Origin of the sequence: Ensifer sp. Root142 (assembly GCF_001426785.1) — a bacterium.
Taxonomy (GTDB): Bacteria; Pseudomonadota; Alphaproteobacteria; order Rhizobiales; family Rhizobiaceae; genus Ensifer; species Ensifer canadensis.
Genome location: NZ_LMFK01000048.1, coordinates 212121 through 225526, shown reverse-complemented (window position 1 = coordinate 225526; position 13406 = coordinate 212121). Strand labels below are relative to the sequence as shown.

Annotated in this window: 13 protein-coding genes and 1 pseudogene; 8 read left to right on the top strand and 6 right to left on the bottom strand. The window is 62.8% G+C overall.

From position 1 onward, the window contains the following. Positions 1–155: 155 nt before the first annotated feature. The 3 genes and pseudogenes from ASD52_RS34660 to ASD52_RS34650 form a co-directional block, all read right to left on the bottom strand. Entirely contained in the window at positions 156–926 is a 771-nt protein-coding gene (locus ASD52_RS34660; protein ID WP_025424838.1) for a VOC family protein, read from the bottom strand. 79 nt (positions 927–1005) lie between these two features. After that, a pseudogene (locus ASD52_RS34655) lies at positions 1006–1466 on the bottom strand (DUF1579 domain-containing protein). Positions 1467–1589: 123 nt separating this feature from the next. Further along, entirely contained in the window at positions 1590–2318 is a 729-nt protein-coding gene (locus ASD52_RS34650) for a thioredoxin family protein (RefSeq protein ID WP_025424837.1), read from the bottom strand. A 61-nt stretch (positions 2319–2379) separates the two neighbouring features. Between ASD52_RS34650 and ASD52_RS34645 the strand changes: the two genes are divergently transcribed. Then, the gene (locus ASD52_RS34645; RefSeq protein WP_025424836.1) at positions 2380–2826 is read left to right on the top strand and encodes a MarR family transcriptional regulator; all 447 of its coding nucleotides are present in this window, start codon (positions 2380–2382) and stop codon (positions 2824–2826) included. Between the two features lie 12 nt (positions 2827–2838). On the opposite strand, the gene ASD52_RS34640 is transcribed toward ASD52_RS34645, so the two are convergent. Beyond that, positions 2839–3300, bottom strand: a complete 462-nt coding sequence (locus tag ASD52_RS34640; RefSeq protein WP_025424835.1) for a MarR family winged helix-turn-helix transcriptional regulator — start codon at positions 3298–3300, stop codon at positions 2839–2841. A 379-nt stretch (positions 3301–3679) separates the two neighbouring features. Between ASD52_RS34640 and ASD52_RS34635 the strand changes: the two genes are divergently transcribed. Continuing rightward, on the top strand, positions 3680–4084 hold the full coding sequence (locus tag ASD52_RS34635) for a GFA family protein (RefSeq protein WP_025424834.1): 405 nt from the start codon (positions 3680–3682) through the stop codon (positions 4082–4084). 59 nt (positions 4085–4143) lie between these two features. Here ASD52_RS34635 and ASD52_RS34630 read toward each other — a convergent pair whose 3' ends face one another. Both ASD52_RS34630 and ilvD read right to left on the bottom strand, forming a co-directional pair. Then, positions 4144–4572 carry a lipocalin-like domain-containing protein gene (locus ASD52_RS34630; RefSeq protein ID WP_025424833.1) on the bottom strand — a complete coding sequence of 143 codons (429 nt, stop codon included), beginning with the start codon at positions 4570–4572 and terminating at the stop codon, positions 4144–4146. A gap of 162 nt (positions 4573–4734) precedes the next feature. Further along, a complete protein-coding gene (gene ilvD / locus ASD52_RS34625) occupies positions 4735–6573 on the bottom strand; it encodes a dihydroxy-acid dehydratase (protein ID WP_025424832.1) in 1839 nt (612 codons plus the stop codon). A 301-nt stretch (positions 6574–6874) separates the two neighbouring features. Between ilvD and ASD52_RS34620 the strand changes: the two genes are divergently transcribed. The 6 genes from ASD52_RS34620 (at position 6875) to ASD52_RS34595 (ending at position 13344) form a co-directional block, all read left to right on the top strand. Beyond that, entirely contained in the window at positions 6875–7381 is a 507-nt protein-coding gene (locus ASD52_RS34620) for a hypothetical protein (RefSeq protein ID WP_025424831.1), read from the top strand. 11 nt (positions 7382–7392) lie between these two features. Beyond that, on the top strand, positions 7393–8331 hold the full coding sequence (dapA, locus tag ASD52_RS34615) for a 4-hydroxy-tetrahydrodipicolinate synthase (RefSeq protein ID WP_025424830.1): 939 nt from the start codon (positions 7393–7395) through the stop codon (positions 8329–8331). 29 nt (positions 8332–8360) lie between these two features. After that, on the top strand, positions 8361–8543 hold the full coding sequence (locus ASD52_RS34610; RefSeq protein WP_025424829.1) for a hypothetical protein: 183 nt from the start codon (positions 8361–8363) through the stop codon (positions 8541–8543). A gap of 36 nt (positions 8544–8579) precedes the next feature. After that, a complete protein-coding gene (locus tag ASD52_RS34605) occupies positions 8580–8855 on the top strand; it encodes a hypothetical protein (RefSeq protein ID WP_025424828.1) in 276 nt (91 codons plus the stop codon). A 233-nt stretch (positions 8856–9088) separates the two neighbouring features. Further along, the gene (locus ASD52_RS34600) at positions 9089–12367 is read left to right on the top strand and encodes an adenylate/guanylate cyclase domain-containing protein (RefSeq protein ID WP_025424827.1); all 3279 of its coding nucleotides are present in this window, start codon (positions 9089–9091) and stop codon (positions 12365–12367) included. A 299-nt stretch (positions 12368–12666) separates the two neighbouring features. Continuing rightward, positions 12667–13344 (top strand): peroxiredoxin-like family protein, encoded by a 678-nt coding sequence (locus tag ASD52_RS34595; RefSeq protein WP_025424826.1) that lies wholly within the window; start codon positions 12667–12669, stop codon positions 13342–13344. Positions 13345–13406 lie beyond the last annotated feature (62 nt).

Below are 13406 nucleotides of genomic sequence, written 5' to 3'. Positions count from 1 at the left end.
ACCCTAAAATACCATGGGTTAAACCGCAACTGAGGGATGCGTGCGGCGCACGCCGGGCGCCGATTGCAGGGCGCCTGCCAGATGAGCGGTGATCATCGGCCTGCCTGGAGCCCATCGATGGACGTCAGGCAGGTCCGTTTCGATCGCGATTGCGTTCAGCCTCTCTGGCCGGCAAGAGCGAAGAGTGCGCCTTGCGGGTCGAGCGCCTGGATGATCCAGGCTCCGCCCGGTACTTCCAAGGGCTCAAGGACGATCTTGCCACCACCGGATTTGATACGCTCTATGGCCGTGTCGAGCGCTGCGACGTTGATGTAATAGAGCCAATAGGGGGACGGGATGTCCTTCGGCTTGGTCATCATGCCCCCGGCCTGCACGCCGTCGATTGCAAAGATCTGATAGGTGCCCATTTCCCCCATATCCATGGCGTGATCCTTGGTCCAGCCGAAGACCTCGGCATAGAAGGGGAAGGCCGTGTCGAGGTCGCCGGACATCAGTTCATGCCAGCCGATCTGGCCCGGCATCATTGGGTCAACGGCGGGCGGCGGGTCGCCGATGCCGGTAAACAGGGCGAAAACCGCGCCATGCGGGTCGGTGGCGATGGCGAAGCGGCCGATGCCGGGGATGTCGTCGGGCGCACGGTGGATCTTGCCGCCCTTGGCAGCAACCGTTGCCGCCGCCGCATCGACATCTTCGACACCGATATAGCCGAGCCATGCGGGGGGCACGTTCATCTCGAGCGCGCCTTCGGGCATGGTCATCAGGCCCGCGACTTGCCGCTCACCTTTCGTAAACAGGGTATAGCTGACGCCGGGCATGCCGGCGTCGCGGGCGTCCCACCCCACGACGTCCTTGTAGAAGGTTTCTGCCGCCTTGGTGTCCGTCGTCATCAGTTCGTACCAGACGAATTTGCCGTGATGGCCTGCCATCTTATGTCCTCCGGTTGCGATGTTGGAAGCCGGCGCCGAACGAGGCCGGCGAGGCCAAGCGATGTGTTTTAAATCCCCGTCAGAGGCGGCTGTACTCCGCCGTCATCAGTTCCTTCCAGGCCCCCTCAACCGTCCTGACATGGGCCGTCAACAGGCGCCGGGATTGGCCATGGTTATGGCGTCGCGATACCTGGCCTTCCTTCCTGGAGCGTCGAAGTCCGGGCCATCGCAATAGAGCGACAGCGTCAGCCCGTCAGGTTCGAGTTCGCCGTCATAGATCCACATGTGGGTCATCATCGAGCCGACCCAGGTTCCAACGAAGCGTCCGGTTTCGGGGCTGTAGCCAAGTGTCATCAAGGTCTGGCCGAAGCTGCCGTCTGGCATCGTGCCCTGGCCTTCGCAGACCGCCCAGAGCCCCTGAAGGCTGCGAACATGCTCTGTCCATGGGGTGCCTGTTTCCGGCGCGCCGGATGTGCGCACCTGCCAATCGCCGAGCAGTTGCTCGAGCCAGCGATGCGCTTCTTCCGGTTCTGCCTTCACCGAAGCTTCCTCTCCCCGGGACGCGTGAAAATCGATCAGAGATACGAGTGGATCAGAGATACAAGCGAAAAGAAACGCGCCCGGTGCCGAAAGGTTCCGTTCCGGGCGCAGTTGCCGGGAGGCTTAGCCGGCTTTGCGTCTGGGCATATCGCCATATTCGTCATGGCGGCGCACGAAACCCTGTGTGCCCTCCTCGTTTCGTCCCTTCGGCGCGCGGTCGAGAAGCATCAGCGTGCCGACCATTTCCTCAAGCCCGCGGGCATAGGTGGAATAGGTGTGGTAGACGGTGCCGTCGTCGGTCTTCTGAAAGGCGCTGAGGCCGGGCAGTTCCTCGTGTGCGTTGGCACTTTCCGTCTCGGTGAAGTTGTAGACGACCTTGCCCTGAGCGAGTTCGGCCGGCGTGAAGGCGACGTGAAAGTCGCTGTTGAAGCCGTTGCCCTCGGCCGAAGCCCAGGGGAAACGCCAGCCCATGCGTTTCTTGTAGGCTTCGAGCTTCGAGAGGGGCGCGTTGGAGACGGCGGTCAACGTCACGTCGTGGTGATTGAGGTGCGGCAGCATGCCGTCGAAATGGTCGACGAGGAACGAGCAGCCGGGGCAGCCGGCCTCCCAGGTCGGGCCGAACATGAAGTGATAGACGACGAGCTGGCTGCGCCCGTCGAAGAGTTCAGCCAGGGACTTCTGGCCATCAGGCGTGTCGAAGACGTAGGATTTTTCCATCTTCACCCAGGGCAAGGCGAGGCGTGCCGCGTTGACCTTGTCTCTGAGGTGGGTGTGTTCTTTTTCCAGATCCAGAAGCGCTTTTCGCGCTTTCAGCCATTCCTGCGACGATACGACTGCATGATCCTGTCTCATGCCCGCTCCTCCTTCCAACGTTGCACTTGACTAATTACGTTGATATCAACATTAATCAGTCATGTCAAAAGTACCCGTCATTCCGTTCGAGACCACATTGTTCGTGAAGGACACCTGCCTGTGCCTGCATGTCCAGCGCGCGGCCCGTGCGATCGCCCGCCAGTTCGACGATGCCTTGCGGCCGCTCGACATTACCAACGGCCAGTTTTCCCTGCTGATGTCGCTCAATCGTCCGGCGCCGCCGAACATGGGCGCGGTAGCGTCGCTGCTTGCCATGGATCGCACGACGCTGACGGCAGCGCTGAAGCCGCTGGAGCGGCGCAGGCTCGTCGAGATTTTCGCTGACGAAGAGGACCGACGGTCGCGTCGGCTGCGGTTGACGCCGGAGGGCGAGCGCCTGCTGGCACGGGCTGTCCCGATCTGGAAGGCGACCCACGCGATCGTGGGCGTGAGGCTCGGTGAGGGCGGGCCGGAGCGTCTGCGCTCCGATCTCCTGCAGTTTGCCTGATCGATCCTGCTTCTAGCCCGTCGCCTGGCGATCCCGCAGCAGGCCGATGGCTTCACCGATCAATGCGGTTGCTCGCTGCAACTGCTCCTCTCCGAGTTCCGCGCCAACGGCATTCGCCCAGACGGCCTGCCTGGCCTTGATTTCATCCAACACCTCCTCGCCGCGCGGCGTCGGTACCATCAGCTTTGCCCGCTGGTGTGCCGGATTGTCGCCATAGGCGATCAAGCCCTCTTCTTCGAGCAGGTCGGCGATGCGCTGTACGCCCTGTCGCGCAAGGCCAAGCGCGCGGGCGGCATCGGCAACTGACATCGGTGCGTGGCTTGCAGCCGCCAACACCTGCCAACGCGCACTGGTCTGGCCCGAGGGTTTGGCGAGCGTGTCGCCCGCCGCCGTCAACGGACCGGCCAGGCGAAGCACCGAGATGGCGAACTGGGCGAAGGCGTCGCCGGCAGGGGTGCGAACAGGGTCATTCATGTTGGAAGAGACTACCATTGCGCGATGGTGAATAATGACAGCATGTTGTCATGGAGGCGTCCTCGTCGCAAGCGTTTTGATAGTACGAAGGGAATCTTGCCTGCCCTGACGACCTCGACCCTTCGGCGCCGGCGGGGGCTCCCGTCGTCTATACGGACGGACGCAACGACAACTGGGCCAGTGCCCCTTCGGGGATCCGGCGTCTCTAAATTCGGTGCATCGTTTGAGTATCGTGCTCGGTCCGTCTGCTTTCCCTACTTTCAGCATTCCATCGTAGAGCGCAATTGACAATATGTTGTCATTGTGGGAGGGGTAAATGACAGTAAGTTGTCATGTTGGCGCCTTGAGAAGGCGCTGTTTTGGTCTGGGAGTATAGTCAATGAAAATGACCTATCGGGGAAGCTGCCATTGCGGAAAGATCCGCTATGAGGCCGACATCGATCTCGACGCCGGTACGGGCAAGTGCAACTGCTCGATCTGCTGGAAGAAGCGTTACTGGGGCGCGATCGTGAAGCCGGATGCGTTCCGGCTGCAGGCCGAAGAAGTCGATATCGCCGACTACCAGTTCGGCAGCGACAGCGTGCATCACCGCTTCTGCAAGACCTGCGGCATTGCTGCCTACGGGCATGGCTATATCGAGGAAATCGGCGGCGCCTACTATTCCGTCAATGTTGCAACGCTCGATGATCTCGATCCCGCCGTGCTTGCCGAAGCGCCGGTGAAGTACATGGACGGCCGCAACAACAACTGGTTCCACCCGCCGGCCGAGACACGCCACCTCTAGGCTGCTGCATCGGGCGTCATGCAATGCTCCTGCATCGATGGGCCCTGGTGGAACGGTCTTCAAACCTTGCGGAACTCAAGGTGATAGGTGACCTCTTCGCCGGTTGTTGGGTCGACGCCCGGCGCGCTGTGGATCACTAGCCGGTCGCCGTCCAGCATGAACGGCCGGATCAGGTCCGAAACGCCCCAGGCCGGGTTCCAGCTCGCCTCGACATGATGGATGACCTTGCCGTCCTCGAGCGTATAGGAGCCGGCATAGGCAAGCATCGAATCGAACAGTGCGACCTTTTCCTCGTCGGTGGGGGTTGCGCCGTTCGGCACGGGTCGATTGCGCTTGACCACGACCGCGGTCATGCGGCCATCCGGCTGGTAGGAGAGATAGCCGATGGGGTCCGGACCCATGGCATCGCTGATTTCGCCCGATACCACCGCCTTGCGGGTCCAGGAGAGCATTTTCCAGGTGCCGAGCAGGTTCGCCGCGTTTGTCATCGTCCACCCCTACAAAAATTAGATCAATCTAAAATAGCAGGTGAATTGTGTGCGTAACAGGCCGGCTGAGCCTGGTAGCGGCGCGTGTGGTCGCAAGGTCGCGACGCGCATGAAAAAGGCCCCCGCGAGCGGGAGCCTTCCGTCTCGTTAACCGTCGTCGGCTCAGAGATCGCCGAGGTCGCGAACAGCACCGCGGTCTGCGGAGGTGGCAAAGGCGGCGTAGGCCTTGAGGGCCGTCGTCACCTTGCGCTTGCGCACCTCGGTCGGCTTCCAGCCCTTGGCGTCCTGTTCGGCGCGGCGGCTGGCGAGTTCCGCCTCGTCGACGCGCAGGCTGATCGTGCGGTTGGGGATGTCGATGTCGATCATGTCGCCTTCGCGCACCAGGCCGATCATGCCGCCGTTCGCCGCTTCCGGCGAGACGTGGCCGATCGAAAGGCCCGAGGTGCCGCCGGAGAAGCGGCCGTCGGTGATCAGCGCGCAGGCTTTGCCAAGGCCCTTCGACTTCAGATAGCTCGTCGGATAGAGCATTTCCTGCATGCCCGGGCCGCCCTTCGGACCTTCGTAGCGGATGACGACGACGTCGCCGGCCTTGATCTCGTTGGCGAGAATGGCCTTGACCGATGCGTCCTGGCTTTCGAACACCCGTGCCGGACCGGAGAACTTCAGGATGCTCTCATCGACGCCGGCGGTCTTCACGATGCAGCCGTCGAGCGCAATGTTGCCCTTGAGCACGGCAAGGCCGCCGTCCTTGGAGAAGGGATGTTCGACCGAGCGGATGACGCCCTTTTCGCGGTCGGTGTCGAGCTCATCCCAGCGGGCTTCCTGGCTGAAGGCGACCTGGGTCGGAATGCCACCGGGGGCCGCGCGGAAGAAGTTGCGCACGGTTTCGCTCGTCGTGCGCGTGATGTCCCAGCGGTCGATGGCGTGGCCGAGGGTCTCGCTGTGCACCGTCGGGCAATCGCGGTTGATCAGCCCGCCTTTTTCTAGTTCGCCGAGGATCGACATGATGCCGCCGGCACGGTGCACGTCTTCCATGTGCACGTCGCTCTTGGCCGGAGCCACCTTGGACAGGCAGGGAACCTTGCGCGACAGCCGGTCGATGTCGGCCATGGTGAAATCGACCTCGCCTTCATGGGCGGCGGCGAGAATGTGCAGAACGGTGTTGGTCGAGCCACCCATGGCGATATCGAGCGCCATGGCGTTTTCAAAGGCCTGCTTCGAGGCGACGTTGCGCGGCAGCACACTGTCGTCATCCTGCTCGTAATGGCGGCGGGCGATGTCGACGATCAGGTGGCCAGCCTCGACGAACAGGCGCTTGCGGTCGGCATGCGTTGCGAGCGTCGAGCCGTTGCCCGGCAACGACAGGCCGAGCGCTTCCGTCAGACAGTTCATCGAATTGGCGGTGAACATGCCGGAACAGGAACCGCAGGTCGGGCAGGCCGAGCGCTCGATGACCTTGACGTCCTCGTCGGAGATGTTGTCGTCGGCGGCAGCGACCATGGCGTCGACCAGGTCGAGCGCATGCGTCTTGCCGTGCAGGACGACCTTGCCGGCCTCCATCGGGCCGCCGGACACGAAGACGGCCGGGATGTTGAGGCGCAGTGCCGCCATCAGCATGCCGGGCGTGATCTTGTCGCAGTTGGAGATGCAGACCATGGCGTCGGCACAGTGGGCGTTGACCATGTATTCGACGCTGTCGGCGATGATCTCGCGCGACGGCAGCGAATAGAGCATGCCGTCATGGCCCATGGCGATGCCGTCATCGACGGCGATGGTGTTGAATTCCTTGGCGACGCCGCCGGCCGCTTCGATTTCGCGGGCGACGAGCTGGCCGAGGTCCTTGAGGTGGACGTGGCCCGGCACGAACTGCGTGAAGGAGTTGACCACCGCGATAATCGGCTTGCCGAAGTCGCCATCCTTCATGCCCGTCGCGCGCCAAAGGCCGCGGGCGCCGGCCATGTTGCGGCCGTGGGTGGTGGTGCGGGAGCGATAGGCAGGCATGGACGTTTTCCTTCAAGGACGAAATGTCATTGGCTGATGTGGCGATCACCGACCGCCAGTGCAGGGGCTACCTAGCGCAAAATTGCGTGCACGTCATCTTTTGCGTCAGATTATTTCGACGCGACACTGCCCGCATTTCGGCCGGATATCGACCCCTTGCGCCAATCTAGCGTCGTGTCCGCGGCTTGGACACCCGCCACGTGATCCCCTTATGAAAATCTTATGCCGGCCGATGCAAGTCGCAATCGAAACCGGACGCGGGGCAGGGGTAGCCTCCACTCATCGACAACGGGTGAGCATCATGACCCTTTACGATTTCAGCCTTCGCCATCGTTCCGATACGCCGGATCGCCAGCCCGGCATCAGCCCCTTTGAGGGAGCGGATCGCGCCGACGGCGGGCCGGATGCCTTGAAGCTCCTGCTCCTGCGCATCGAGGCGGTGCGCCGCCTACGTGAACATCACGTCTGGGAGGCCGTACGACTGGTCCAAGACATGCCTGATCTGGTTGCCGAAGACTGGCCGTCGCGCCGCTTCCGCGAGCTCATGGCCGCCGACGCGCTGGTCGATGCCGTGATCCAGCTGACGACTTCGACCAAAGCCAAGCTCTGCCTGCGCACGCTCAGCCACGAATGCAGCGTGTGGACCTGTACGCTTCGTTACGCTCCGGCGGGTGCCGGCCGCGTGACATTCAAGGCGCGCCACGCCGATCTGGCGACGGCCCTGCTGACGGCCTTCCTGCAATGCTGCCGCGTCCACCGGCTTTCCATCGAAGGCGACAGAATTCGCCGCGGCCATCTTCCAACCTGAAGGACATTTCCATGAGCGATCATTGGCTTCGCCTCGAAGGGGCGATCACGGCGTTGGTCACGCCATTCAAGGACGGCAAGGTCGATACCGTCGGCCTGATGTCGCTCGTCGAATGCCAGATCCGCCACGGCATTTCCGCCATCGTCGCCTGCGGAACGACGGGCGAATCCGCGACGCTTTCCCGCGCCGAGCGTAGGATGGTCATCGAACGGTGCGTCGAGGTCGCCGAGAAGAACGTCCCTGTCATCGCCGGCACGGGCACGAACTGCACCGAAACGACGGTCGAACTGACCACGGAGGCCAAGACGCTCGGCTCCGATGCCGCGCTCATCGTTGCACCCTATTACAACAAGCCCTCCCAGGAGGGGATCTATCGCCACTACGAGGCAGTGGTCCGGGCGGTCGATCTGCCTGTCATCGTTTACAATGTGCCCTCACGCAGCGGCGTCGATATTGCGCCGCGCACGCTCGAGAGATTGGCGCAGCTGCCTGGGGTCGTCGGCATCAAGGACGCGACGGGAGACGTCGGCCGCTTTCTCGCATCGTCGCCATCGATCAAGGCGCAGCTCTGCCACTTCTCGGGCAACGACCAGACGGCGCTGCCGTTCAACCTTTGTGGCGGGCATGGCACGATTTCGGTCGCCGCAAATGTCGTGCCGAGGCTGATGGTGTCGCTGCATCATGCGATCACAACGGGCAACGCCCAAGCGGCTGTCGCCATCCATCAGCGGCTCCAACCTCTGTTTATCGCGCTCGAGCGCGAAACCAACCCGGGGCCGATCAAATACGCCTTGCATCTGGCACGAGGCTTAAGCCCCGACGTGCGGCTGCCGCTGACGACGGTGTCGCCGGAGACGGCAGCCGAGATCCGTTCAGCGCTCGAACCGCTGGCCGAGGTTCGCAGCGCCTCCCATGCCAGCCCGAGCTTGCCACTGGCGCTTGCGAGCTGAGGCCGCGTCGACATCAAAGGAGACAGACCATGTCACGCTTTCCCCATCTTGCCGCGCAGGCGGAACAAAGACGCCGGTCGGAGGGCAGCGATAACTATGCCACCTCCAACAGTGTGGTTCGCGACGCCTTTCTCGGCATCGGCATCCGCCTCGGTATCGTGCTTGGGCTCGCCTATGCCATCCAGATGGTCATCCCCTGGTTTGTCGGCTGAGTAGCCGCACTCTTCATCAACGAGGACCATTCGATCATGGGCAGTATGCAGCAGGTACGGCGTGGCTTCCTGGCGCGCGCGCGTTTCGTCGTCGGGCGCGATAGTCATGGATGGTGGGTTGTCTCCGACCGCAAGGGACTGGTCGGAGGGCTCTTCACCAATGAGGCGGCGGCGATCCACTTCGCCATCGAAGCAAGTGATCGCCACCCCGAAGAGGTTTGCCGGGCGCCGGACGGCGCCGCCATCGATCTCGGTACCTTTGCAGGCAGGTCGAGCGTGCGCAGGCCGTCCCGCCGCCGCGCCCACCCCTGATTTCGAGGTCTTTGTTTCCGTCGGCCAAGGGCTCGCTTGGTCGACGGAGAGGAATGCAGAATGCCTCCCAAGGGCGCCATGGCGCGTCCTGTTCGTAGCCTGTCAGTCTTTGAAATCTTAATTAGCGATTGCTTGCAAAGCCTTGCCGGCGGGTTCATTGTTTTGTGCATATTTTGTCCAAACGGCTCTGGATAGCATGCGGAGCACGGAGCCTCTTCGAAGGTTCGCCATTGATGAATTGTCGTGAGTGCGGTTGCGAGATCGAGGGGCGTTTTTCGTTTTGCCCGAGCTGCGGAGCCAAACAGCAGAGCCTGTGTCCGGGCTGTGGCGCGGACTGTCTGCCAGGTTTCGCCTTCTGCCCGAATTGTGGGACGCCGGTGGAAAAGCCGACGGCGGCAAAGGTCCTGGCGTCCGGGCAGGCTGCCGTGATGCCCCAGCCTAGAGCGGTGCGGGACTCATCCCTGACGGTATCGAGCGACAACGAAAATGCCGACCGCCGTACGGCAACCATTCTTTTTGCCGATCTGTGCGGGTTTACCAGCCTTGGCGAACATATGGATCCGGAGATCCTGCAAACGTTTCAGAACGAACTTTTTGCAGAGCTCACCGCGGCGGTCGAAACCTATGGCGGCTTCGTCGACAAATTCATCGGCGATGCGCTGCTCGCGCTGTTTGGCGCCCCGGTGGCGCATGAGGATGATGCCGAGCGGGCCCTGCGTGCAGCGATCGACATGATCGCGCGCGGCAGCCTTGTCGGTGAGCGCTGGCAGGATCGCATCGGTGCGCCGGTCAGCCTGCATATCGGCTTGAATACCGGAACCGTGGTTGCCGGCGCCCTGGGCGCTGGAGACAGCAGATCCTATTCGGTCACTGGCGATGCCGTGAACACCGCGCAGCGCCTGCAGTCCATGGCAGGACCCGGCGAAATTCTCGTTGGACCGGTGACACACCGCGTGACCCGGCATGCCTTCGCCTACGAGGCGCTGGGTGCAACCGCATTGCGCGGCAAGGCCGGCATCATCGAGGTTTACCGTCTGATCAAGGTTCTTGACGCCCCTAGTGCCGCACGAGGTCTGGAGGCGTTGGGTCTGACTTCACCATTGGTCGGGCGCGATGCGGAAATGAAGCGACTGCTCGATTGCCTGGAACTCGCCTGTAACGGGGCGGCGCAACTGGTGCGTCTGTCCGGGGAGGCGGGGATGGGAAAATCGCGCCTCGTCGATACATTTCTTGCGCTGGTCGCCGTCGATCCGCGCTTCGGGCACGTTGTCGTTCGTCGCGCTAGCTCTTCTCCGCTCGGAGAACCTTCCTACGGTGTTCTGGCATCTGTTTTGCGCGGCGCCTATGGCATCTCGACCTTCGATACATTGGAGCGGACGACAGAGTTGCTCACAGCGGGGCTTGCCGAGATCGGCTTTGCGCCCGAAAAGCTTGAACAGCTCGTGCCGCTTTTCCTTCGCATCCTGGGGATGGGAACGCACGACGAAACCTTGCGCCATGTCGAGCCGGAACAGATGCGTCGCCAGCTCTTTGCGGCCGTGCGAGCCATCTTCGAGCGGCGCCTGTCGCGAACGCCGCTGCTGCTGGTGATCGAGGATCTGCATTGGGCCGATGCCGCGTCCCTCGATGCCATCGCCTTTATCCTCGACCGGATGGAGGGCAGTCCATTGATGATGCTGACGACGCAGCGCCCGGACGCGGCGGTCGATCGGCTGAAGCCTGGCCGAACGAGCCTCACGGCGTTGCGGCTCGCGCCGCTCACCGAGACCGAAGGGCGCAGGCTGCTTTCGGCCTTCTTCGGTACCGATGGCCTGCATCGGGGGCTGGCGGGCCGAATACTGGCGCGCGCCAGCGGAAATCCGCTGTTCATCGAGGAAATCGTACGTGGCCTGATCGAAGTCGATGCGCTGAAGCATTTCGGGGCCGCCTGGCGCGTGGTCGAGCGCGAGGCCACCGTCGATATTCCCGTAACCATCGAAGCCATGCTTTTGGGCAGGATCGACCGACTGCAACCGCGGTCGCGCAGACTGCTTCACCATGCGGCAGTCATCGGCCCGCGGTTTGATGTCGACTTGCTGCGTGTCGTTGCCGGCGATGAAGCCACGATCGATGCGGCGCTGGACAATCTGTGTGATGCCGAAATTATCGAGGAGACGCGGGAGGGACGCTTACAGGGCGCGCAGACCTACCGCTTCACCCAGACGCTGCTGCAGGAGGTGGTCTACAACAACCTGCTCCTGCGTCGGCGTGCGGAGATACATGCCGTTGTCGCCGACCAGCTTGAGCGCCGCTATGGAGCACAGACGACAAGGCTGGAGGAGATGGCGTTGCTTGGCCACCATTTCAGCCAGTCGGAGGATAGGTCGAAGGGCGCGCGCTATCTCATGGCGGCAGGAGAACGCGCGCAGGCGATCTATGCGAATGATGATGCCATACGGTTCTACAAGCAGGCCATGGCCGCCTGGGCGGCCGCTGGCGAGGAGGGGACCGAATGGCTTGCTGCCCGCGAGCGCGTTGCCGATCTGCTCGGCCCTTCCGGGCGGCGCGACGCGGCTGCTGGGCACTACGCTTCCCTGCTCGACGTCTATCATGCCACTGACGACCGGGTCTCAGCGGCCCGCATCCAGCGCAAGTACGGACATCTCCTGTGGGAGGCGGCCCGGCGCGACGAGGCGCTGGTGGCATTCGCGAACGCGGCCCAGCTTCTGGAAGACGCGGATGCGCCGATCGAAAGCGCCCATCTCTCCCAGGAACGGGGCCACCTTGCCTTTCGCATGGGCAACTATGCCGACGCTATCGTCTGGGCCGACGATGCCCTGAAGCGTGTCGGGGCGCTGGTGCCGCAAGCACCGGACGCTCGGCGCGAAATGGATCGGGTGACGGCGGAAGCCCTCAATACCAAAGGGGTGGCGCTGGCGCGCCTCAACCGCGGCACTGAGGCGATCGCAACGATCGAGCGCAGCGTCTCGGTCGCGGAGGCTGCCGACCTGCTCAATGCGGCCTGCCGGGGGTACACCAATCTTGCCGTCCTCTACACGATCATCGAGCCACGGCGGGCCATCGAGGTCTGCAAGTTCGGCTTCGGCATGGCCCACCGTATCGGCGACCTCAGCTTCCAGGCGCGGCTGCTTTCCAATCTGGCGGTGGCCTACTGCACCTTCACCGACCGCTGTGCTGCCGACGGCATTCCGGCTGCCGAACGGGCGATCGCGATCGACCGCGAGCTCGATCAGCGCGATCATCTGCCGGTGTCGTTGCTGGTGCTGGGACAGATCGATCAGTGCCACGGTCGCCCGGATGTCGCGCGCCGTCTGTATGAGGAGGCTCTCGAACTCGCTTTCGAAACGCGAGAGGCACAGCTGTTGTTTCCGTGCTATGATGGCTTGGCGACGCTCTGCCTTGATGCTGGTGACCTCGATGGTGCGGAAAGGCACTTCGCTTCGGCTCGCGACATATGCACACGGCACGGTCTTGATCCCGAAGCGTTGATGATACTGCCATTCCTCGACTAGGGGCGCTGCAGGGCAGGTCCGTCGAAGGTAAACACGACGATTCGGGTTCTACTGCATGTTTCCTTAGATCCTATTCGATTTAAGGATAAAAACATGCAGCCATTCAAAGTGCTACAGCGACCTTTGCGCGTCTAACAAGACGCGCGGCGCTGTAGGATTGGCCGCGAAAGGGCGCCCGAAATGTAGGCTTGTGTCGCCAAACCGGCTCTGCGTTCGACGCGATGGTCGCGTTTAGCGCACCGCGCGAGACGCGCTCCCCACATCTCCGTGACCCACGATCGGCATAAGGAGAAAAGATTATGGTTGAACAGCACAATGGACCGTTGCAACCCGGTGACCGGGCACCGAACGTGGTTCTCGACGCCATCACCCAGGACGGTCAGATTTCCATCGACGATTTTCGCGGTCGCAAGCCGGTGCTGGTCGGCCTGTTCCGCGGTCTGCACTGCCCCTTCTGCCGACGCCAGATCGCGGCGATGGCGCAGCTCGACGAGGCACTGCGCGAAAAAGGTGTCGAGAGCCTGACGGTCGTCAACACGCCGATCGACCGGGCGCGCCTTTATTTCCGCTACCATCCGCTGCCACATCTGCTGGCGGCGTCCGATCCGGAACGGGTTTCTCACCGCGCGTTCGGCTTACCCAATCTTCAGTTCACCGAGGATGAGGACGATTGGCCTCACAAACTTGCCAAGAAAACCGTCATGGCAATGCTGGTTGACATGCCGGGCGAGCTGCCGGCCGCTATGGATCCTTGGGCGGCCTCGTCGTTTCTCGACAAGGCGGACGGCTATGAAATCACACATGACGACGAACGCATGATCGCGACGGGCGAAGGGCAACTCGTCGGCGAGTTCCTGCTCGATCGGGATGGCATCGTGCGATGGAGCTTTACCGAGGCCACGGCTGACGGACACAACATGTTCGGCGTGCCTCGCCGAGAGGAGCTGATGTCGGCCGCGTCGAACGTCGCCCATTGACCGCCGCCCGTGGACGATAGACGGCGGCACGTTTGGCCGGCGCCGGTGTTCGTCCCGCGAAG